Annotated in this window: 20 protein-coding genes; 11 read left to right on the top strand and 9 right to left on the bottom strand. The window is 59.9% G+C overall.

Annotation, left to right across the window (positions count from 1 at the left end; translation table 11 throughout):
• Positions 1–26: 26 nt before the first annotated feature.
• A complete protein-coding gene (locus tag PH562_RS14445; protein ID WP_285173775.1) occupies positions 27–2,135 on the top strand; it encodes an ADP-ribosylglycohydrolase family protein in 2,109 nt (702 codons plus the stop codon).
• Positions 2,135–3,238 carry an ABC transporter ATP-binding protein gene (locus PH562_RS14440; protein ID WP_285173774.1) on the top strand — a complete coding sequence of 368 codons (1,104 nt, stop codon included), beginning with the start codon at positions 2,135–2,137 and terminating at the stop codon, positions 3,236–3,238. The genes PH562_RS14445 and PH562_RS14440 overlap by 1 nt, the downstream gene beginning before the upstream one ends.
• A 72-nt stretch (positions 3,239–3,310) precedes the next feature.
• Here PH562_RS14440 and PH562_RS14435 read toward each other — a convergent pair whose 3' ends face one another.
• From PH562_RS14435 to PH562_RS14425, 3 genes are all read right to left on the bottom strand, one after another.
• Positions 3,311–4,408 (bottom strand): FUSC family protein, encoded by a 1,098-nt coding sequence (locus PH562_RS14435; RefSeq protein WP_113228702.1) that lies wholly within the window; start codon positions 4,406–4,408, stop codon positions 3,311–3,313.
• A gap of 219 nt (positions 4,409–4,627) precedes the next feature.
• Complete coding sequence (locus tag PH562_RS14430) at positions 4,628–5,170, bottom strand: DUF1269 domain-containing protein (RefSeq protein ID WP_113228701.1); 543 nt, start codon at positions 5,168–5,170, stop codon at positions 4,628–4,630.
• Positions 5,171–5,221: 51 nt separating this feature from the next.
• A complete protein-coding gene (locus PH562_RS14425; RefSeq protein ID WP_113228700.1) occupies positions 5,222–5,512 on the bottom strand; it encodes a hypothetical protein in 291 nt (96 codons plus the stop codon).
• 257 nt (positions 5,513–5,769) lie between these two features.
• Between PH562_RS14425 and PH562_RS14420 the strand changes: the two genes are divergently transcribed.
• Both PH562_RS14420 and PH562_RS14415 read left to right on the top strand, forming a co-directional pair.
• Positions 5,770–6,036: a hypothetical protein gene (locus PH562_RS14420; protein WP_285173773.1), complete on the top strand. Its 267-nt coding sequence runs from the start codon at positions 5,770–5,772 to the stop codon at positions 6,034–6,036.
• A gap of 60 nt (positions 6,037–6,096) precedes the next feature.
• Positions 6,097–6,576: a pyridoxamine 5'-phosphate oxidase family protein gene (locus tag PH562_RS14415; RefSeq protein ID WP_113228698.1), complete on the top strand. Its 480-nt coding sequence runs from the start codon at positions 6,097–6,099 to the stop codon at positions 6,574–6,576.
• 72 nt (positions 6,577–6,648) lie between these two features.
• Here PH562_RS14415 and PH562_RS14410 read toward each other — a convergent pair whose 3' ends face one another.
• Together PH562_RS14410 and PH562_RS14405 are read right to left on the bottom strand one after the other, a co-directional pair.
• The gene (locus PH562_RS14410; RefSeq protein WP_285173772.1) at positions 6,649–6,873 is read right to left on the bottom strand and encodes a hypothetical protein; all 225 of its coding nucleotides are present in this window, start codon (positions 6,871–6,873) and stop codon (positions 6,649–6,651) included.
• A gap of 387 nt (positions 6,874–7,260) precedes the next feature.
• On the bottom strand, positions 7,261–7,428 hold the full coding sequence (locus PH562_RS14405) for a hypothetical protein (RefSeq protein WP_167078018.1): 168 nt from the start codon (positions 7,426–7,428) through the stop codon (positions 7,261–7,263).
• 55 nt (positions 7,429–7,483) lie between these two features.
• On the opposite strand from PH562_RS14405, the gene PH562_RS14400 reads away from it, so the two are divergent.
• A complete protein-coding gene (locus tag PH562_RS14400; RefSeq protein ID WP_285173771.1) occupies positions 7,484–8,404 on the top strand; it encodes a putative nucleotide-diphospho-sugar transferase in 921 nt (306 codons plus the stop codon).
• A gap of 1 nt (position 8,405) precedes the next feature.
• On the opposite strand, the gene PH562_RS14395 is transcribed toward PH562_RS14400, so the two are convergent.
• Complete coding sequence (locus PH562_RS14395) at positions 8,406–9,335, bottom strand: phytanoyl-CoA dioxygenase family protein (protein ID WP_285173770.1); 930 nt, start codon at positions 9,333–9,335, stop codon at positions 8,406–8,408.
• A gap of 97 nt (positions 9,336–9,432) precedes the next feature.
• Here PH562_RS14395 and PH562_RS14390 point away from each other — a divergent pair, with 97 nt between their 5' ends.
• Positions 9,433–10,260: a helix-turn-helix transcriptional regulator gene (locus tag PH562_RS14390; protein WP_285173769.1), complete on the top strand. Its 828-nt coding sequence runs from the start codon at positions 9,433–9,435 to the stop codon at positions 10,258–10,260.
• A 42-nt stretch (positions 10,261–10,302) separates the two neighbouring features.
• On the opposite strand, the gene PH562_RS14385 is transcribed toward PH562_RS14390, so the two are convergent.
• Entirely contained in the window at positions 10,303–11,196 is an 894-nt protein-coding gene (locus tag PH562_RS14385; protein WP_285173768.1) for a helix-turn-helix domain-containing protein, read from the bottom strand.
• A 95-nt stretch (positions 11,197–11,291) separates the two neighbouring features.
• Between PH562_RS14385 and PH562_RS14380 the strand changes: the two genes are divergently transcribed.
• Positions 11,292–12,854, top strand: coding sequence for a 4-hydroxyphenylacetate 3-hydroxylase N-terminal domain-containing protein (locus tag PH562_RS14380; RefSeq protein WP_113228692.1), 1,563 nt, complete (start codon positions 11,292–11,294; stop codon positions 12,852–12,854).
• A 10-nt stretch (positions 12,855–12,864) separates the two neighbouring features.
• A complete protein-coding gene (locus tag PH562_RS14375) occupies positions 12,865–13,377 on the top strand; it encodes a flavin reductase (RefSeq protein WP_015342805.1) in 513 nt (170 codons plus the stop codon).
• A gap of 87 nt (positions 13,378–13,464) precedes the next feature.
• Here the strand turns inward: PH562_RS14375 and PH562_RS14370 are convergent, their stop codons facing one another.
• Complete coding sequence (locus PH562_RS14370; RefSeq protein ID WP_285173767.1) at positions 13,465–14,943, bottom strand: aldehyde dehydrogenase; 1,479 nt, start codon at positions 14,941–14,943, stop codon at positions 13,465–13,467.
• 56 nt (positions 14,944–14,999) lie between these two features.
• Positions 15,000–16,454 (bottom strand): APC family permease, encoded by a 1,455-nt coding sequence (locus PH562_RS14365; protein ID WP_285173766.1) that lies wholly within the window; start codon positions 16,452–16,454, stop codon positions 15,000–15,002.
• Positions 16,455–16,772: 318 nt separating this feature from the next.
• Here PH562_RS14365 and PH562_RS14360 point away from each other — a divergent pair, with 318 nt between their 5' ends.
• Genes PH562_RS14360 through PH562_RS14350 form a run of 3 tightly spaced genes read left to right on the top strand, consistent with a single transcriptional unit; the run spans position 16,773 to position 19,458 of the window.
• On the top strand, positions 16,773–17,558 hold the full coding sequence (locus PH562_RS14360; protein ID WP_285173765.1) for an IclR family transcriptional regulator: 786 nt from the start codon (positions 16,773–16,775) through the stop codon (positions 17,556–17,558).
• On the top strand, positions 17,558–18,811 hold the full coding sequence (locus PH562_RS14355; RefSeq protein WP_285173764.1) for a Tm-1-like ATP-binding domain-containing protein: 1,254 nt from the start codon (positions 17,558–17,560) through the stop codon (positions 18,809–18,811). Before PH562_RS14360 ends, PH562_RS14355 begins: the two co-directional genes overlap by 1 nt.
• Positions 18,808–19,458, top strand: a complete 651-nt coding sequence (locus PH562_RS14350; RefSeq protein ID WP_285173763.1) for an HAD family hydrolase — start codon at positions 18,808–18,810, stop codon at positions 19,456–19,458. The genes PH562_RS14355 and PH562_RS14350 overlap by 4 nt, the downstream gene beginning before the upstream one ends.
• Positions 19,459–19,470 lie beyond the last annotated feature (12 nt).

Here is a 19,470-nt window from a genome sequence, read left to right as displayed (position 1 = left end):
AATTTATCGATTAAATGGAGTGAGCAATGCAGCTTCCGAACGACTATCTCGAACGTGTCTATGCCGGCGTCCTGGGCAAGCTCATCGGCGTCTATCTCGGCCGCCCTTTCGAGGGATGGACCTACCAGAAGATCATGGAAGAACTCGGCCCTATCGAATACTACGTGCATGAGCGCCTGAACCAGCCGCTCGTCGTCACCGACGACGATGTCGCCGGCACCTTCACCTTCATCCGCGCGCTGGAAGATTACGGCATCAAGCCGGACCTCTCTGCCGAAGAAATCGGCAAGGCCTGGCTCAACTACATCGTCGAGGAGCGCTCGATCCTCTGGTGGGGCGGCAATGGCAACTCCACCGAACACACGGCCTGGCTCAATCTCAAGAAGGGCGTCCCGGCCCCGCAGTCCGGTTCGATCGCCACCAATGGCCAGGGCGTTGCCGAGCAGATCGGCGCCCAGATCTTCATCGATGGATGGGCGATGGTCGCCCCTGGCCAGCCGGAACTCGCGGCCAAGCTTGCAGAACAGGCCGGCAAGGTCAGCCATGATGGCGAGTCCGTTTATGCTGCCATGCTGTGGGCGGCGATGGAGGCCGAGGCTTTCGTCGCCTCAGACATCGACCATCTGATCGACACGGGGTTGAAGCAGATCCCGAGCGACAGCCAGATCGCCAAGCTGATTGCTGACATCAGGGCCTGGCACAAGGCTCATCCCGATTGGCGCGACACGCGCCAGAAGATCCAGGACAATTACGGCTACGACAAATATCCGGGCAACTGCCATATCATGCCCAATCACGCGCTGATGATCATGACGGTGCTCTACGCGCCGCACGATTTCCAGAAGGCGCAGATGATCGTCAACACATCGGGCTGGGATACCGACTGCAATGCCGGCAATGTCGGCTGCCTGCTCGGCATCATGAATGGCCTCGATGGCCTTGCCGAAGGGCCGGACTTCCGCGGCCCCATCGCCGACCGCATGCTGATTTCCTCTGCCGATGGCGGCAATTCCATCAACGATGCCGTGCGTCAGGCCTATTTCTTGACCAATCTCGGTCTCCAGCTTGCCGGGCAACAGTCGCTCGAGGCCCCGAAGAACGGTGCGCAATTTCACTTCTCGCTTCCTGGCAGTCAGCAGGGCTTCCGCCCACTGACAGCTCTCGATGCGGCAAGCGGTGTGCGCGTCGGCAATACGGAATTCGAAAGCGGCCGCGCGCTGACGATCGATTACGAAGCACTCGGGCCGGCGCAACGCGCCGTGGTGACGACGCCGACCTTTTCACCACGCGAAATGCTCGACATGCGCACCTACGACCTGATGGCGACGCCGCTCGTCTATCCCGGTCAGAAAGTGAGGGCCCGCGTCAAGGCCGACCAGCAGAACCGTGGCGCGATCGAAACGCGTTTGCGTATCCGCGTCTATGACGGGCGCGACCAGTTGAGCGACATCGACTCGGCTGCGGTTGTCATCGAGCCCGGCTCGGAAGCCACTCTCGAATGGACCCTTCCCGAGACCGACGGCCAGCCGATCGCAGAGATCGGCATCGCCATAACCGGCACCGGTAAGCGTGCCGATGGCCGCCTGTTCGTCGACTATCTCCGTTGGGACGGTGCACCAAAGCTCACGCTCAAGCGCCCTGCTGGCGATGGGGATTTCTGGCGCATGGCCTGGGTGAATGGCGCAAGCTTCTTCTCCAAGCGCTTTCCGGCCGCCTTCCGCATCGCGCAGAACCGAGGCGAAGGCATCATCATTCATGGCACGCGCCAATGGACCGACTACCAGGCCTCAGGTCAGGTGATGATCCATCTCGGCAATTACGGCGGCTTTGCCATCCGCGCTCAGGGCCTGCGCCGCTACTATGGCGCCCGCGTGACGCGCGACGGCAAGATGCAGATCGTCAAGGTGCGCGACGAGGACACCGAGGTCCTTGCCGAAACCGCCTTCAGGACCGAATTCGACAAGCATATCGCCATGAAGGTCTCGGCGCAGGGTGCGCGTATCACCTTCGAAGCCGACGGTGTTTCGGTGACGGCGGAAGATACCGCCGCCGATGCCTTCCGTGACGGCGGCGTCGGCCTGCTCATCCACGAAGGCGCCTTGTCGTCGAACGAGATCCGGATCGGAGGGGTATGATGGCAACGGTCACCATCGATAAGGCACGCAAGGCCTATGGCGCCGTGGAAGTTCTCCACGGCGTCTCGGCCGACATTGCCGACGGCGAATTCGTCGTGCTTGTAGGCCCCTCGGGCTGCGGCAAGTCAACCCTCCTCAGAATGATCGCCGGCCTTGAAGATATTACCGGCGGCACGATCAGCATCGGAGGGCGCGTCGTCAACAACCTGCCGCCCAAGGAGCGCGACATATCCATGGTCTTCCAGAATTATGCGCTCTACCCGCATATGACGGTTGCCGAAAACATGGCCTTCTCGCTGACACTTGCCGGAGCCGCGAAGGAAGAAAAGCAAAAGCGCGTGGCACATGCCGCGCAGATTCTTGGCCTCACCGATCTCCTCGGGCGCTATCCCCGCCAGCTTTCCGGCGGCCAGCGCCAGCGCGTCGCCATGGGCCGCTCGATCGTCCGCAATCCGCAGGTCTTCCTGTTCGACGAACCTCTGTCCAATCTGGACGCGAAGCTTCGCGTCGCCATGCGCGCCGAGATCAAGAGCCTGCACCGGCGCCTGGCAACGACGACCATCTACGTCACCCACGACCAGGTCGAAGCCATGACCATGGCCGACCGCATCGTCGTCATGAACGGCGGCCATATCGAGCAGATCGGCAAGCCGCTCGAGCTTTACGACAACCCGCAAAGCACCTTCGTTGCCGCGTTCATCGGCTCGCCGGCCATGAACCTGCTGAATGGACACTTCGACACTGATGGCGGAAAGCCTGTCTTCAAGACCCATGAGGGCATCCTGTTGCCCCTGCCCGACAATGCACCCAGGGTTTCCGGCGTGGAAGGCGTTTACGGCATCCGGCCGGAATATTTCACCCTCTCGCCCGCTAATACCGGCATTCCCGCGCGCGTGGTGGTGGTCGAGCCGCTTGGGTCCGAGACGCATATAACGGCGACCGTGGGCGGGCAGACAATCGTCACCGTCTTCCATGACCGGCTCAATATCGAACCGGAAGAGACGATTTGGCTGCAGCCGCGGACAGAACGGATCTGCCTGTTCGATGCGGGCGGACGCCGGCTAACCGAAAAGGCCGTCGAGCGAAACCTGCAGCATTCGTGACACGGCTTTCGGATGAGACTACACGGAGCCGGCGATCGATGAAGAACGGGCCGTCATGCCGTGCTGATCCCTTCATTTGACGTCGCTTTCGCGGATCCGGTCGGCAAGATCGAGAAAATTCTGCCGCATCCGGCGCAAGGTGAAATCAAGGCCAAACAGACGGCCGGTTTCGCTGAAGCCCATCGATTGGGCCTCTGTCGAATTCTGCAGAGCGCTGAAAGCGGCTTCGAAGGCCTCATCTCCGGCCGAGAGCAGCTTGGGATCGATCTCGCCGCCCGCACGCAGCGCCTGGCCACATGCTTCCGCGAAGCGAGCCTGTGCCTCCAGCACCCGCCCTGCCTGTGGCCCGATCGCTTCGACGATCGCTGGTGGGAAGGGCGTTTCCACGATATGGCTGACATAGGTCATGTCGTTGCGAATGCGCCAGAGGGAGCGAGGAATGGCCTCTGAAATCCCATGCTTCGTCAACCATAAGGCGCGCTCGCGCTGGGCATCGGTCAAAAGCGTTTCGGTTGCCATCAGCGATTGACGTAGCGCGATATTGGCTTCTGAAGCCGAGACGGGCTCGCCTTTTTCGACTGCGGTTGCCAGAGTGCGCAATATCCGCGCCATAACATCGAGGGCCGATCCGAAACGATCGAGCACGATGGTTCGCGAACGCGTCGGCAGGATGAAGAGGCTGGCGAGCACGCCTACGACACCGCCCAGGGTAATTTCGGCGATGCGGTCGATCACGAAAATTTCGACAGGGACGTTGGCGGAGTGGGTCAGCATGACGATCGCCGCCGTCAACCCGGCATTGCGCAGGCGAGGGACGCGTGCCGCCACAAAGCTCGAAAAGCCAACGACACAGATGAGCGCGATCCCGACAGTAAGCGGCTCGGGCGGTGTGACGAACACCGCCGCCCCTCCAAGCATAGCTCCGGCGACGGTCGCCACCAGACGGTCGACCGCCATGCCGGCGGTGGCGCCGACAGATGCCTGCATGACGATCAACACAGTGAAGACGGCCCAATAGCCTTGCTGAAGGTGTAGAAGCTGGGAAACGGCATAGGTAATCGTGCAGGCGATCATGACCCGTAGTGCCTGCACAGCGGCGCGCTTGGTCTGGATCAGCGATATGCTGGGCTTGGGCGGGGGCTGGCTTTGAGGCGACACGGGCTCTGTCATCGCGCAACTTTTGGTCTGAAAACGTATGCTGACAATGGCCGTTAGGGTCTTGCCCCTCCCCCCGCTGCAACGCCAATCGCGGGACGAATCCGCGACTTACAATGGCAGTATTCGGCCTGATATGGAAGGAGAGCGAATAATGGCAAATCACCCAGTGTCTCGCCATGCCCCTCTACGGAAGCACGGCTTTGACCGACGGTTACGGATCGGATTTTACGCTCAAACCGTGGCGGACGCCGCAGACGTCGGCGAGGTCTCCTCAACGAGAACCTGTCGCAGCCGTGCTTCCTGATCCGGTGAAAGCGAGGTGCGCAACAGCCGCGCATGCTCGCCCTTGAATTCGGCGAGGACCTTCTCGGGCTGAACCTTGCGGATCAGCAGGAAGAGTGCGGAACTATGCACCGGAATGGTTTCGGCGAGCTTCTCGATGAGGCCGTCATCGATGCCGTAATCGGCCATCGATCCGGCAAGAGCACCGGAGCCGGCACCGATCGCACCGCCGACCACCAGGCCCGCAAGAGGATTGAGGAAGATCAGGCCAACGAGCGAACCCCACAACGCACCCGAAAGGCCGCCGCTTGCGGCACCGGCGGCGGTCAGATTGACGCTCTGCTTGAGACGGACCTTACCGGACTCGTCACGAACGGCGATAACGGCATCTTCCAGATCGATCAGATATTCCTTCTCGAGCTGAACAAGACGGTTAAGGATAGCATCCGCCTTATCGGCATCATCGAAACCAAGCACTATGAGTTCTGACATCGAAATCCTCCGGGTCGTGTTATCGAGGCAAGAAGTAGGGCATCGGGCCGACTAGTGAACAGCCGTGCTGATCAACCGGTAAGGATGAGTAGCATTGAACTGCGAGATCATTGCGACAGCCTGCTGCAGCAACTCTTCCGCCTGTTCGGGATCGTCGCGAGCAAGTTCGTCGGCATAGACGCGGATCGCTTCCGCCATATTGGTGGAAAGCGCCGCAAATTGCTGATTGCCTTCGACGAGAGCCTCGCGTGCGTTGCCCTCCAGCGTCCGGGCGGCGTCAATGAGGATTTCCTCGCGCTCTTCGACGCTGAGGTCTTCGATGGTTCTGGTTCTATCTTCCATTTTGGTCACTCCTAACAGACGTGATTGCAGCCGAGCTCATAAAGCCTCGACTGCTACTCACGTAGGAAGACGCAAATTCGGGTTCAAGGTTCCCTTCTGCCCACCCCACGGGCCGCGAAACCTTGTCATCACGTCGCGGTCGATACGGAACAATGCGGCTGCCATACGGTTTGATCGATATGGCCCGGCCGCCTTTTCACGCGGAAAGCTCTCGGCCGTGCTGCATTCGACATGACGCGACGCATAGGGAGATCGACATGACGGACACGCGACGAGACAAAGGCAAGGCCAGGACCGAGCATGACGCCACGCATCACGGCATCGGATCCGTTCCGGCCGACCAAACCAAAGGCGAGATCGACGCGGCGTCGGAGCACGTCAAGGAGCGCACTCCCGACGACCTGCCCAATATCGAAGCGGAGAAGGAGGCCGTGCGCCAGCACGGTGATGCCTTCGTCGTAAAGAGCGATCTCGAAGACGCTGAGGAGCGCGAGGCTGCACCGGGAACCCGCGAGCAGCCGTAGGGCTTCATCGAGATGATTTCACCCGCTCCATCCTTTTGCAATCAAGAACAGGAGACAGCCATGACGGACACCGATGAGAACGCCCGCGTTTGGGAGCTGGTCGACAAGATCGGCTTCTGCATGCTGACCACACAAATATCTGGAAGCCTACGTGCACGGCCGATGGCTGCACATCCCGAACCGATTGAAAATGCGATTTATTTCCTGACGGATGTTGCGGGCCACAAGGATGAGGAGATCGCCCGTTGGCCGAATGTCTGCCTCGCCTTCGCCGACACCCGGGGTCAGAAATATGTTTCGATCTCCGGCACGGCTGAAGTCAGCAACGACCGCGAACGCGTCAGGGATCTCTGGTCCACGGGCGCCAGGGCCTGGTGGGACAGTGCCGACGATCCCTCAATCCGCGTTTTGAAGGTAACGCCTGTTTTCGCCGAATATTGGGATAGCCCCGGCAGCATCATCAGCTACATCAAAATGGCGGCCGCCGCGGTCTCGAATTCCAGACCCGACATGGGCGACAACGTAAAGGTCGAGCTATAACCTTTAAACCCAGCCATGCCGCGCATATGTGGCGGCATGGCTTGCATCAAGCCCTGAGAAGGGCGCGAATTGCTATTCTTCCCATTCCTCGTCATCGGCGGAAAGCAGATCCACCAACGCTGCCACCTTGCCATCCGGCAGATGGCGGCCTTCGCCGATCAAAGCCTCATCGCTGTTGACCCAGGCCCACGCCTCGGACAGCTCCGTTGGCGTTGCGCCTGTCGCAACAATATCAGCGATAAGGGTCTCGTCTACGGGGCCAAGTACGGTGGTGACGTCTTGCGAGGTCAACGTCATGTCCTGCTCCTCTTCCTGTTTGTCAGACCATGAACATCCCTGAAATATAGAAACTTGAGGATGAACTTCCACCCGCGACCGGGGCTCAATGAGGCAAAATATTTCCGTTAATGAATTGAAATATCAAACTAAACCTCTCCATCACCCGCAAAAGAAAATCTTGCCGGGAGATGAACTGCGTCCAAGCTCAACGGTTTTCCACGGAAAGCTAGGACGAGCGGTCTCGAAAATGCGTGCGATCAAAACGTCGTTGCGCGGAGACTGCCCGCTCGTGTCAAGTCAGGGCCCTAAAGGCCATAATGCAGCCGCAAAGCGCGCAAATCAAAGCACCGCCCTCCCCATAGCTGATCGAACAATCGACCCAAAATCGCATAGGTCTCGAGCTGGTCAGAATGTTGGGCCAGCTGCGCCGTTCTTCAGCGTGAAATAAGCAAAGGCTGCTACGAAAAATGCAATGACGGCCAGGATCACCAACAAACGCTTGAGCCAGGGAGGTGTTTGTCTCGGCGGTTTCGGCTTCGGACGGCGTTCAAACTTGATGACATTATCGGACATGACAATCGATTAGCGAAGATCAAACGGTTTGCCAATCCGGTACGAACGCAGCGATGTGACGTATCCGCCATCGGCCAGCCAAAATGCCCATTCATCCAACTCTCAATCTCGTCCGCAACGCTTTCAAGGTGGCGGATATCGATTGAAGTTTACAAACCCCGAAGGTGCCTTCTTGAATATCCTCAATAAAATTCGCCCCTGGAGCCCACAGCAGCGTGCATTGATTGTCCCCTTCCCAGCCAAACGGGATCTGGCCGAACGCACATCCCAGGCAACGGCCGCTGACGGCCCGATTGTGGCATTTTTTACCGAGGGCAGTTTTTACGAACAGGAAAAAGAGCGGATGGCCCATTCCGCGGAGCGGATCGGGCTAAAGGTATACGCAACGGCCGTGCCCAGCGCCGGCAGCTGGGTGCTGAATGCCGGGCTTAAACCCGGCTTTTTGCTTCAGGAAAGGGCGAGACTGCGCGGGCCTATGCTTTATGTCGACGTCGATGCTGTCTTCCACCGCAATCCCTGGCCCGAGCTTCGTAAACTCGAATGCGACATCGCCGTCTATTATGAAGGCGATGAACGCCTTATCAGCGCGACCATTCTCGTCAACGATACGCCTGGCGCGGCGCAGCTCATCGAGCGCTGGCGGCAAGGATGCCTTGCAAAGCCCGACGCGTGGGATCAGGTCGTTCTGGAGGAGATCATCACCGAGGATGCAGCAAGCGTTAAGCCGCAATTCAAGGTGGCAAAATTGCCTGCCTCCTTTTGCTGGATATTTGATCGGGTCGAAAATGGATCTGTCGGCGACGTCTTCATCGAGCAGCTACAGGCGAGCCGCGAAGCGACCAAGCGCAAACGCTGGTTTGGCCGCATCGGCAAGCGCCTGAAGCGGCGTCGCGACCGTGTCGAGGAAATCGAACGCGTGCTAAAGGATGACAATTGGGGGCCGCTTCGAACGGGCCTGCAACAGAATCAAACCTGAATCACAGCATGTCGCCGAGCGTCCAATGGTTATTCCATCGTGCATCGATCTCATCCTCGACGTTCTGATAGCGAATGTCCGTGGACAGGCGCAATCTGTGCTGCCTGTCCTGATTGGTGGTCGAGGCGTGTATCATGAATGGTGAATGGAGCATGATGTCGCCTGCCTCATAATCGGCGACCAGCCAGCGCGTATCGAAGCGTTCTGCCATGTCGGGCAGATCCTTCGAGACCCAGCCACCCTCCGTCATATTTCGGTTGAATGCGCTGACGCGTTCCTCAGGACTGAGATCCCTGTTCTTTTCGCTGAACTCGTGCTCCATCCGGGCACCGATCGCATGCGATCCCTCCAAATAGGTCAGACCGCCCATTTCGATCGGGATATCGCCGATCGGTATCCATGCCGTGACGATCCGGCTGGTGCCGCCGCGAAGATAGACCAGATCGTAATGGGCTGGTGTCGCCGTCGTCGTTCCCGGCCGCACATGGCGCATGATCTTGCGCTTGTGCAGATAGGAGATGCCCGAGAGGAATTCGTCCATGAAGCGCGAAAGACGTGGCTGCGCGCAAAAACCCTCATAGGCGACCGAGCGTACGAGAGACATCAGGCAACGATCGACCTCCCTGCCTTCCGGCACCGAAGCAGACGATATGCCATCCCTGGGGTCCGTTCCCTCCTTGATCAGCCCTGTCTTCGCCATATGGCCGAAGACCCAGCCGCGAAATTCGATCACATCCTTGCGCGGCAGAAATCCCTTGAGCCACACATAGCCGTTCTCCTCGTAAAGCATGCGGATTGGCTCGACACCGATGCCCGGATCGGTCGGGGTGAGATAACCGAGCCGATGGGGCGCAGTGGAGAGAACCTTTCCATTGGCAACAAGATTGAGCGCATTCTCGCCGGAGGGCAGGACCTGCAAGGGAATCGACATTTCACTCGCCTATGGTTTGAATTGATTGCCCGTTGAATCTAGCAGGCGGCGATGGTTCACTACATGGACGAAAGTAATACTGGACTTTTCGCTCACCATGAAACCGACAACACATGCCATCTACCGCTCGCCACTTGCCGCCGCCGGAGGACTGGCCGTCACCGGCAGCGGCAGGCAGCATGCCATGCATGCCGTTAAAGCACGGAAGCTGCCGAGCTATGCGGTGGTGCTCGTCGAAAGCGGCCAGGGCTTTCTCGAAACGGATGCCGGCGGTCGCAGAAGCGTGAAAGGCCCGGCGCTCTTCTGGCTCTTCCCAAACCGCCAGCACTCCTACGGCCCCGATGCTGAAGGCTGGAGCGAGCGATGGGCGCTTTTCGAAGGCTCCCTCGCGCGCGACTTTCTGCGCCTTCGCCTTATCAGCGAGCAGAATCCGCTCATCATCGTTCGTAGTCTCGACAATGTGCAGCGTCTCTTCGGCACCATCCACGACGACCTTATCGAAGATACTAACCTGTCGAGAGCCGCTGCCGCCGCCGCTCTTCATCAGATCGTCATTCAGGCTGCGCGGCAGGCGAGCCAGGCCGTTCCCTCCCCTGAGCAAGGCTCGGATATCGGCGAAATCATCGAGGCGCTTCGCCAAAGAGCGACACAACCCCTTGATATGGCAGCTTTTGCCGCTGAATACGGCATATCTCCCGCCACGCTGCGCCGAAAAATCACGGCGGAAGTCGGGCTCCCGCCAAAGGGCTTTCAGCTTCGCGTGCGCATGGACCGTGCCAAGGAGTTGCTGACGATGACGGACAACAAGATCGAGATCATCGCCTCGAAAGTCGGATTCGATGATCCGTTCTACTTCTCCCGGCTATTCCATGAGCGCGAAAGCTGCACGCCGCGCGAATTCCGCGCCCGCTACCGGAGAAGCTGATCGATCAAGATATGTCGGACACGTCGCAACGACCGCCCCTTGCTACGCCGCATCATTATCTGATGGCTCCCGCTCCAAATTCCGGCGACGCCAGGCCGCCGGTGCCTCCCCCACCCGCTTGCGGAAAAAGCGCGAGAAATAGGCGGGGTCTTCAAAGCCCACCTCGCGGCCGATATCCTCGACTGAGCGGATGGTGAACATCAGCAGGCGCTTGGCTTCCAGTAGCCGCCGGTCCAAAAGCATTTCCTTGACGCTGTGCCCGAACACCTCGCGCGCCGCCTTGTCGAGCAGATGCGGCGTCGTGGCGAGCAGGTCGACATAGTTGCCGACCGGCCAATCGCTCTTGTAATGCCTATCGACGGCACTGCGCAGCGCCAGGGCAAGCGCTACGGTCGGCGAAGCCGAAGGCAGGGCCGCGCTGCCGCCGAGCCGGTTCATCAGCGACAGCACCACGCCGATCAGCCCCAGCATGACCTTTTCGCCCTGGCCGCCGCGCTCGCGATACTCGACGCTGACCATCTGCAGCAGCGTGTCGATCTTTTGCCAGGAAGGATCGTCCGGCCGTGCCGTCAGAAAGGTCGGCACGTCAAGGCTTAGATCCACCTGGGGCGCCAAAGCCTTTAAAGTATCGTCCGATATCGAAACGACGATGGCATCGGCCTGATCATCGACATCGAATCCATGAATGATGTTACTCGGCACGAAGCTGATCGTCGGAGCGGAAAAATTCCAAGTCCGATCCTCGATCCGGTAACGGCCACCGCCCTTGTACCAATAAGTGATCTGCCCCATCAGCGGGTGTTTATGGGATGAGACATGCCCGAAATGCAGCGTTTTACGGTCCATGACCGTTTCCACATGCAGGAATCCGACATCCAGCGCCCGGCTCGGCACGCCATAGACAAAGAAATTCGGGATCTCGTTCTTCTGCGACATGCCGGAAAAAGTACCAGCGAATTGCCCCCTTTGTCCATGGTCGCGACGGGGTTCCGGACGTAGCATTGATCATGATCTCAAGGGAGGAATACGAGATGCGAGCTGAAGATCACCGCAGCGACAAGACCCGTCCGTTTACTGGCGCCGAATATCTGGAAAGCCTGCGCGACGGCCGCGAAGTCTATATCAATGGCGAGCGCATCGCCGATGTGACTGCGCACCCAGCCATGCGCAATTCCGTCCGCTCGCTCGCCCGCATGTACGACGCGCTGCACGACGAAAAGACCAAAGATCGCCTGACATCCCCGACCGATACCGGTTCAGGCGGCTATACCCACAAATACTTCCGGGTGGCAAAATCTTCCGCAGAGCTTGTCGCTCAGCAGGGCGCCATCGCCGATTGGGCGCGCATGTCCTACGGCTGGATGGGCCGCACGGCCGATTACAAGGCCGCGCTCATGAACACGCTCGGCGCCAACGCCGACTGGTACGGGCCGTTCAAGGACAATGCGCTTTCCTGGCACAAGCGCGCGCAGGAATCCGTGCTCTTCATGAACCACGCGATCGTCAATCCGCCGATCGACCGCCACAAGCCGGCCGATGCCGTCAAGGACGTCTTCGTCCATATCACCAAGGAAACAGATGCCGGCATCTATGTCTCCGGTGCCAAGGTCGTAGCGACGTCTTCGGCGTTGACCCACTATAATTTCCTTGCCCAGAGCTCGGCGACGATCACGGAAGACCCGTCTCTGTCGGTTATGTTCATCGTTCCGATGAATGCGCCCGGGATCAAGATGTTCTGCCGCGTCTCCTACGAGCAAACAGCCAATACGGTGGGACATCCCTTCGACTATCCGCTGTCGTCGCGCTTCGACGAGAACGACGCAATCCTGGTGCTCGATAATGTCTTCGTGCCCTGGGAGGATGTGCTCGTGCTGCGCGATGCGGCCAAGATCCTCTCGTTTCACCCGGCCTCGGGCTTCATGCACGGCTATTGTTTCCAGGGCTGCACGCGGTTCGCCGTGAAGCTTGATTTCATCGCCGGATTGCTGGCCAAGGCGCTGCGCGCGACCGGCGGCGATGCCTTCCGCGGCAACCAGGCGGCACTCGGCGAAATCATCGCACTTCGTCACATGTTCTGGTCATTCTCCAACGCCATGGCCTACAATCCGCAGCCCTGGGCCAATGGCGCGGTACTGCCGAACATGGAAGCCGCCCTCTCCTATCGCACCTTCATGTCGGAGGCCTATCCGCGCGTCATCGAAACCGTACGCAGGGTCATCGCTTCCGGGCTTATCTATCTGCCCTCTTCGGCCAAGGATTTCGGCAATCAGGAGATCGACCGCTATCTCGCGCAATATGTGCGCGGCTCCAACGATATGGGCCATATCGAGCGCATCAAGATCATGAAGCTGCTCTGGGACGCCACAGGCACCGAATTTGGCGGCCGCCATGCCCTTTACGAGCTCAACTACGCCGGCGCGCCGGAGGAAGTTCGCCTGCAGGTGCTGAAGGGCGCCGAGCGCGGCGGGCGGCTGAAGGAGATGGAAGCGCTCGTCGATCAGTGCATGAGCGATTACGACGAGAACGGCTGGACCGGAGATACGTGGTTGCCGCCGCTCGGCGATACCTCCCCAGTCCGCGGCGCCGCCGAGTGAGGACGTTGCCATGGAGGAGCAACTCTCGAAAACCGAATTTCGCAACGCCATGGCCAGGGTCTGCGCACCGGTCAATGTCATCACCACCAACGGCCCCGCTGGCCGTGGCGGCTTTACCGCGACGGCCATGTGCAGCGTCACCGACGAGCCGCCGACACTGCTGGTCTGCATGAACAGTCGCTCGGCGCAAACAAGCCTCTTCCTCGATAATCGTCGCTTCTGCGTCAACGTCCTGACGCAGGAGCACAAGGAACTGGCCGGCTATTTCGCCGGTCAGCGCGCCGACATGGAGGAGCGCTACGCCGCAGCGGAATGGATCAACTTCCGCTCCGGCAGCCAGGCGCTTTCCGATGCCATCGTCTCCTTCGATTGCCGCCTGACCGAAGCACGCCTCGTTGGCACGCACCATATCTTCATCGGTGAAGTGATGGATATTCGCAGCCGCAAGGATGGGCATGCGCTGCTCTATTTCGACCGCAACTATGTGCATGTTCCGACCCAGACGGGCAGCTTCGGCGGCTAGGGGCCGCTTGAATAGCAATCGATTGTGGGAAACAAAACAGGGTGCCGATGATAATGCGGCACCCTGTTTGCATGAGTAAACAATCCGTCAGAGCTGAATCCAAGCCGTCTTCAGATCGACATACTTGTCGAGCGCGTGCAGCGATTTGTCATGACCATTGCCGGATTGCTTGACGCCGCCGAGTGGCACGCTGTTATCGGCGCCGCCATAGGTGTTGACATGCACCACGCCGGCGCGGATGCCCCGCACCATCCGATGGGCGCGCGACAGGTTCGAGGTCCAGACGGCCGAGGCGAGGCCATATTCCGTGGCATTGGCGATCTCAAGTGCTTGCGCTTCCGTCTCGAAGGCAATGATCGACAGGATCGGCCCGAAGACCTCTTCCCGCGCCAGGGTCATGGATGGCGTCACGTCGAATACGGCCGGCCGCATATAATAACCACCAGTCTCCTCAAGAATGCGCGAGCCGCCGGTGCGCAGCGATGCGCCTTCAGACACCGCCTGCGAGACGTAGCCAAGATCCTTCTTCAGCTGGATCTCGCTGGAAATAGCCCCAACTTCCGTCTTCAGTTGCAAGGGATCGCCAATTTTCATGCTTTCGGCAATGCGGGCTACCTTCTCGGAGAAAGCCTCATGAATCGACTTCTCCACAAGCAGCCGGGAACCGGCAACACAGACCTGGCCGGAATTACGGAAAATGCCATAGGCCGAGACCTTGGCCGCCTGTTCGAGATCGGGCGCATCGGCAAAGACGATATTGGGCGACTTGCCACCAAGCTCCAGGTAGACGCGCTTCAAATTCGAGCGCGCCGAATATTCCAGGAGCCGCCGTCCGACGGGGCCGGAGCCGGTGAAGGCGAGGACATCGATATCCATGTGCAATCCGAGCGCCTCGCCGCAGACCGAGCCGCGGCCTGTAACGACGTTGAGCACGCCTTCGGGCAATCCCGCTTCGGCGCAAATCTCGGCAAGCTTCAACAGCGTCAGCGATGCACCCTCGGCGGGCTTCAGCACGACGGAATTGCCTGCGGCAAGTGCCGGCGCGATCTTCCAAGCCCCGATCATCATCGGGAAATTCCACGGCACGATGGCGGCAACGACGCCGATGGCCTCGCGGTGGACGAGACCGAGAATATTATGAGCCGTCGGCGCGATCTCGCCATAAATCTTGTCGATTGCCTCAGCATAGTAACGGAACGTGCTGGCGGCGCTGCCAGGCTCGGCCTTCAGCGCCATCGAAATTTCAGTGCCGTTATCGCGCACCCCGAGCACGGCCAATTCGAGCGCGTTCTTCTCGATCAGTTCGGCAATTTTCAGCAGTACCTTCTTGCGTTCGCCCGGTGCCGCTTTCGACCAACTGCCCTTTTCGAAAGCCTGCCGCGCGGCCTTGACCGCGAGATCGACATCCTCCGTGCCCGCATCGGCGATCGTGGTCAGCTTTGTTCCGTCGATTGGCGAAATGACATCCATCGCAGCACCGCCGATCGGCTGGCGCCAGGCGCCTGCAATGAACAATTCCTGCGGGGAAACGGATAATGTCCGGAGCTGGTCGATCTTGTCCTGCATCTCATTCTCTCACAAAGAGGTGGCGGGGTTTTCCCGCCACCATGATTGGAACTGGTTCAGGCTTCCTGGCCCGCGCCGAGGCGGGCATAGCCTGCCGCATCGGCCGACTTCAGGCGAGCCGCCGCGATGAACCCGATGATCCCTGCTATCAGCACCAGGCCCGGCAAGACTACCGCAAGCACGCCGTTGGCGCCGGCAATCGCGCCGAAATTCGCCGAGATATAATAGACGAGCGCCAGAAGGATGAGACCCGTCACGATCGGCAGCACCTTGATAGCAAGCACATTGCGCTCAAGCCCGGGATTGCGGCTGAAGAACACGACGATCGAGAAGGCGGTGAACGCCATCAGCAGGATAATTGCGAGCGTCGCAACATTGGTGAGCCAGGAGAACAGCGCCAGCACCGGATCCTGCCCCGTCACCGCAAAGAGTGCAACGACGAGCACGGCGATAACGGTCTGGATGATCGAGCCGACATGCGGGCTCTGGAAGATCGGATGCGTGACACCGACCGACTTCGGCAGCAGGCCTTCGCGGCCGGCGACATACATGTAGCGCGCCACACCATTGTGGAAGGCGAGGATGCCGGCAAACAGGCTGGTGATGAAGAGCACGCTCATCACGACGGTAATCCAGTGGCCGACATAGCGCTCGGCAAGGCCGAAGAGGAAGGTCGTGGGATCGGCAAGGCCCTGCAGCGTCGGAACAAGCTTGTCGACGCCGGCGCCAGTTACCATCAGCCAGGAAGTCAGCATATAGAACAGGCCGATGATGAGAACGGAAATATAGGTCGCGCGCGGTACGGTCTTTTCCGGTTCGCGAGCTTCTTCGCTGTAAATGGTCGTCGCTTCGAAGCCGATGAAGGCGGCAAAGCAGAACAGGAGGCCGATGGCGGGCGTCCCGCTCCAGAAGGCGGTCGGCGTGAAAGGTACTGCGGAAAGACCAGCATCGCCGCCCTTGACGAAGATCGCGGCATCGATGACGAGGACGACCAGATATTCGAGAATGACGAGCACCGTCAGTACCTTGGCCGAGAGATCCACACGCCGATAGCCGAAGACGGCAACGAAGGCGATGCCGATGAAGCTCCAGACCCACCAGGGAAGATCGAGGCCGATCTGCTCGGCAAAAAAGCCCTTGGTCGCCGCCCCGAAAAGCCCGAGGACGCCGACCTGCATGGCATTGTAGGCGAGAATGGCGATGAGCGCGGCAGCACCGCCCATGAGGCCGCCAAGGCCCTGGGCCGTATAGGCATAGAAGGCGCCGGCATTTCTTATATGGCGGGCCATGGCGACGTAACCAACTGCAAACAGCAGCAGAATACCCGTCACCAGCAGGAAGGTGAGCGGAATGCCTGGCCCGTTGCCGAGCATCATCGAAAGCGGCACGCCGCCGGCAACAGCCGTCAGCGGCGCGGCAGCCGAAACGACGAGGAAGGTCACGGCACCGACGCCGAGACTGTTTTTGCGCAGCTGGTTTTCAGCGGCACCTTGCGAATTTTGCGTGTTCATCTGCGTTCGTTCCCCTTGTTTAAGAGCATCCGATCATCGCCGCGATTGCACGCGTGCGACCTCCACCAACAACCGGACTGACGAGCGGGGCTTATGCTTTTGTTGATTTAGCCGCCGCCAGCGCTTGTGGTTCATTATTTGAACCACAGCTTCAAATATAGACTTGCAAACATTGCCGGCCTCTGTCAAGTTATTTCGCATGTTAAGTATCTTGGGTCGCTGCTATCGTGTCGCGGCGCAGGGTCAGCAAGCTGATTTGACGGGAAGCCGAGGCTGGACGCACAGAATCAGAACCTGACCAACCCAAGAGGAGGAATGATGAGCACGATCGGAAAGGCGCTGGCATTGCTGGATACCCTGTCACGGCTGGACAAGGAGGCGGGTCTGACCGACATCGCCCGCCTGTGCGCGCTAGACAAGGCGACGGCACGACGCTTTCTCGTGGAGCTGGAAAAACACGGCTTCGTCGAGCAGGATCAGGACACGCGCCGCTACCGCATCGGCTCGGCGCCCGTTCGCCTCGCCCGTATCCGGGAAGCGCGCTTTCCTTTCCTCCGGATCGCAATTCCTTTCGTCAAGGCGCTCGCCGAAGCCTCGACCGAGACTGTTCATCTCTCTGAGTTCTCAGGCGGACAGCTCTCGACCATTCACGTGGAGGATTCGCCACGCGCGCACCGCATCATCGTCGATGTCGGCAGCCTCCTTCCCTTCCATGCGACGGCATCAGGCCTTGCCTTTCTGGCCTTCTGTCCACGGGCAGAAATCGACGCAGCGCTTAAAAAGCCGCTGGAAAAATTTACCAATCACACCGTCACCGATCCCCAATCGCTGCATAAAATGCTCGACGAAACCGCAGCACGGGGCTTTTCCGTCATTGACCAAGGTCTTGAGGCCGGCGTTATCAGCACGGCGGCACCGGTGCGCACGCCGAGTGGCCGCCCGATCGGTTGCGTGGCAATCGCCGCCCCGCTCTCTCGCACCACGAAGGCTGCCATCCAGGAATTCGGCGCGCAGGCCTTCGCCACGGCCAACGCGATCTCAGAAAAATACTACGGGTCGGAAAGACCCACGGGAACCATTGCGAAACTCAGGAGGACGGATTGATGAGCCCGGAGGCTCCCTCACCAAGGATACTCGTCATCGGAACCGGTGACACCAAATGCGACGAACTGCGATTCATGGCATCCGTCATCTCTGAAGCCGGCGGCCGACCGGTCATGATGGATGTGAGTATTCTCGGCGATCCGCCCTATCATCCTGATTATTCCAAGCATGACATTGCCGAGGCTGCGGGAACCACAATTACGGCGATTGCCGAAAGCGGTGATGAAAACAGCGCCATGGCAGCTATGGCGAAGGGTGCGTCGGCCCTCACCCTCCGCCTCTATGAAGACGGACTCATCGACGGCATCATCGTGCTCGGCGGCTCCATGGGCACCGATCTGGCGCTCGATGTCGCTGCCGTCCTGCCGCTCGGCGTCCCGAAATTCGTGGTTTCGACCATTGCCTACTCCCACCTCATTCCGCCCGAACGCATTGCGCCCGACCTGATGATGATTCTCTGGGCCGGCGGTCTCTACGGCCTCAACTGTATCTGCCGCTCCGTGCTCTCACAGGCCTGCGGCGCGGTCGTCGGCGCTGCCAAGCACGGCATCAAGCCCGATCGGGAACGGCCCCTCGTCGGCATGACGTCGCTCGGCTCGTCCTGCCTCAAATATATGAAATATCTGCGGCCCGAGCTGGAAAAGCGCGGTTACGACGTTGCCGTATTCCATTCGACCGGCATGGGCGGGCGTGCTTATGAAGCAATCGCTGCGAAGGGGGGCTTTGCCGCCGTCTTCGACTTCTGCATCCAGGAAGTCAGCAATCATCATTATAGCAGCGTCGTTACCTCTGGACCGGACAGGCTCGAAAACGCCGGTCGCGCCGGCATTCCGCAGATCGTCGCACCCGGTGCGGTCGACATGGTCGATCTCCAGGCGTGGCAGAGCTTGCCAGCGATCTTCGCGGATCGTCCCTATCACGCCCATAACAGGCTGATCGGATCGGTGACGACTTCGCCCGAAGGCCGGCGCGAAGTCGCTCGGCTGATCGGACAGAAATTGCAACGCGCCGAAGCGAAGGTTGCTTTCCTGCTGCCGACGGAAGGGCTGCAGGAATGGGACAAACCGGAAGAACCGCTGCATGATCCGGAAGGCCTCGACGCATTCATCGACGAAATGCGCCGTGCCCTTCCGCCCTCTGTCGCTCTTCACGAGGTTGACGCCCATATCAATGCGCCCGCCTTTTCCACCGCCGCCCTTGCCATCTTCGATCGATGGGTCACCGAAGGCGTCATTCCCGAGGGGCGGCCATGAGCCAAGATCGCGCACTTATCCTCGACTTTGGCGGTGTCGTTACCCGCACGTTGTTCGAAACGCATGACGTCACCGAGCGCACGCTTGGCCTTCCCCCGGGATCGCTGACCTGGCTCGGCCCGTTCGACACGGCGACGGATTCGCTTTGGGTCGCAATGCAGAATCGCGAGATCACAGAACGGGACTACTGGCTGACCCGAGCAGGCGAAGTCGGCAAGCTGGTCGGTGAAAGCTGGACCGACATGCAGACCTTCGTGCGCCGGGCGCGCGGCGCCGAGCCGGAACTGGTTCTACGGCCGGAAGCGCGCGATGCCATCCTGCGCGCCAAGGAGGCCGGCCTCAGGCTGGCGATCCTGTCGAACGAACTCGACCTTTTCTACGGCGTTGAGTTCCGCCAGCGTTTTCCGCTGATCGAGCTCTTCGACGTTATCGTCGACGCCACCTACACGAAGATACTGAAACCGGATCCCCGCGCTTACGAGCTCGTCCTTGCCGAGCTCAACCTGCCGCGCGAGGCCTGCGTCTTCGTCGACGATCAGAAGAAGAACATCGAGGGCGCTGAAGCCGTGAACCTGCCTCACATGCATTTCGACGTGACCCGCCCTGCCGAAAGCTATGCCCGCGCACTTGCGATGCTGGGGCTCTGAACAAAGAGGAAT

It is taken from the genome of Rhizobium centroccidentale (assembly GCF_030182565.1).
GTDB lineage: Bacteria > Pseudomonadota > Alphaproteobacteria > Rhizobiales > Rhizobiaceae > Rhizobium.
This window is presented reverse-complemented; position numbering and strand designations above follow the sequence as displayed.

Coding starts and splice junctions, on each gene's coding strand:
- PH562_RS14445 (WP_285173775.1), top strand. CDS start 27: ATGCAGCTTCCGAACGACTATCTCGAACGTGTCTATGCCGGCGTCCTG.
- PH562_RS14440 (WP_285173774.1), top strand. CDS start 2,135: ATGGCAACGGTCACCATCGATAAGGCACGCAAGGCCTATGGCGCCGTG.
- PH562_RS14435 (WP_113228702.1), bottom strand. CDS start 4,408: ATGACAGAGCCCGTGTCGCCTCAAAGCCAGCCCCCGCCCAAGCCCAGC.
- PH562_RS14430 (WP_113228701.1), bottom strand. CDS start 5,170: ATGTCAGAACTCATAGTGCTTGGTTTCGATGATGCCGATAAGGCGGAT.
- PH562_RS14425 (WP_113228700.1), bottom strand. CDS start 5,512: ATGGAAGATAGAACCAGAACCATCGAAGACCTCAGCGTCGAAGAGCGC.
- PH562_RS14420 (WP_285173773.1), top strand. CDS start 5,770: ATGACGGACACGCGACGAGACAAAGGCAAGGCCAGGACCGAGCATGAC.
- PH562_RS14415 (WP_113228698.1), top strand. CDS start 6,097: ATGACGGACACCGATGAGAACGCCCGCGTTTGGGAGCTGGTCGACAAG.
- PH562_RS14410 (WP_285173772.1), bottom strand. CDS start 6,873: ATGACGTTGACCTCGCAAGACGTCACCACCGTACTTGGCCCCGTAGAC.
- PH562_RS14405 (WP_167078018.1), bottom strand. CDS start 7,428: ATGTCCGATAATGTCATCAAGTTTGAACGCCGTCCGAAGCCGAAACCG.
- PH562_RS14395 (WP_285173770.1), bottom strand. CDS start 9,335: ATGTCGATTCCCTTGCAGGTCCTGCCCTCCGGCGAGAATGCGCTCAAT.
- PH562_RS14390 (WP_285173769.1), top strand. CDS start 9,433: ATGAAACCGACAACACATGCCATCTACCGCTCGCCACTTGCCGCCGCC.
- PH562_RS14385 (WP_285173768.1), bottom strand. CDS start 11,196: ATGTCGCAGAAGAACGAGATCCCGAATTTCTTTGTCTATGGCGTGCCG.
- PH562_RS14380 (WP_113228692.1), top strand. CDS start 11,292: ATGCGAGCTGAAGATCACCGCAGCGACAAGACCCGTCCGTTTACTGGC.
- PH562_RS14375 (WP_015342805.1), top strand. CDS start 12,865: ATGGAGGAGCAACTCTCGAAAACCGAATTTCGCAACGCCATGGCCAGG.
- PH562_RS14370 (WP_285173767.1), bottom strand. CDS start 14,943: ATGCAGGACAAGATCGACCAGCTCCGGACATTATCCGTTTCCCCGCAG.
- PH562_RS14365 (WP_285173766.1), bottom strand. CDS start 16,454: ATGAACACGCAAAATTCGCAAGGTGCCGCTGAAAACCAGCTGCGCAAA.
- PH562_RS14360 (WP_285173765.1), top strand. CDS start 16,773: ATGAGCACGATCGGAAAGGCGCTGGCATTGCTGGATACCCTGTCACGG.
- PH562_RS14355 (WP_285173764.1), top strand. CDS start 17,558: ATGAGCCCGGAGGCTCCCTCACCAAGGATACTCGTCATCGGAACCGGT.
- PH562_RS14350 (WP_285173763.1), top strand. CDS start 18,808: ATGAGCCAAGATCGCGCACTTATCCTCGACTTTGGCGGTGTCGTTACC.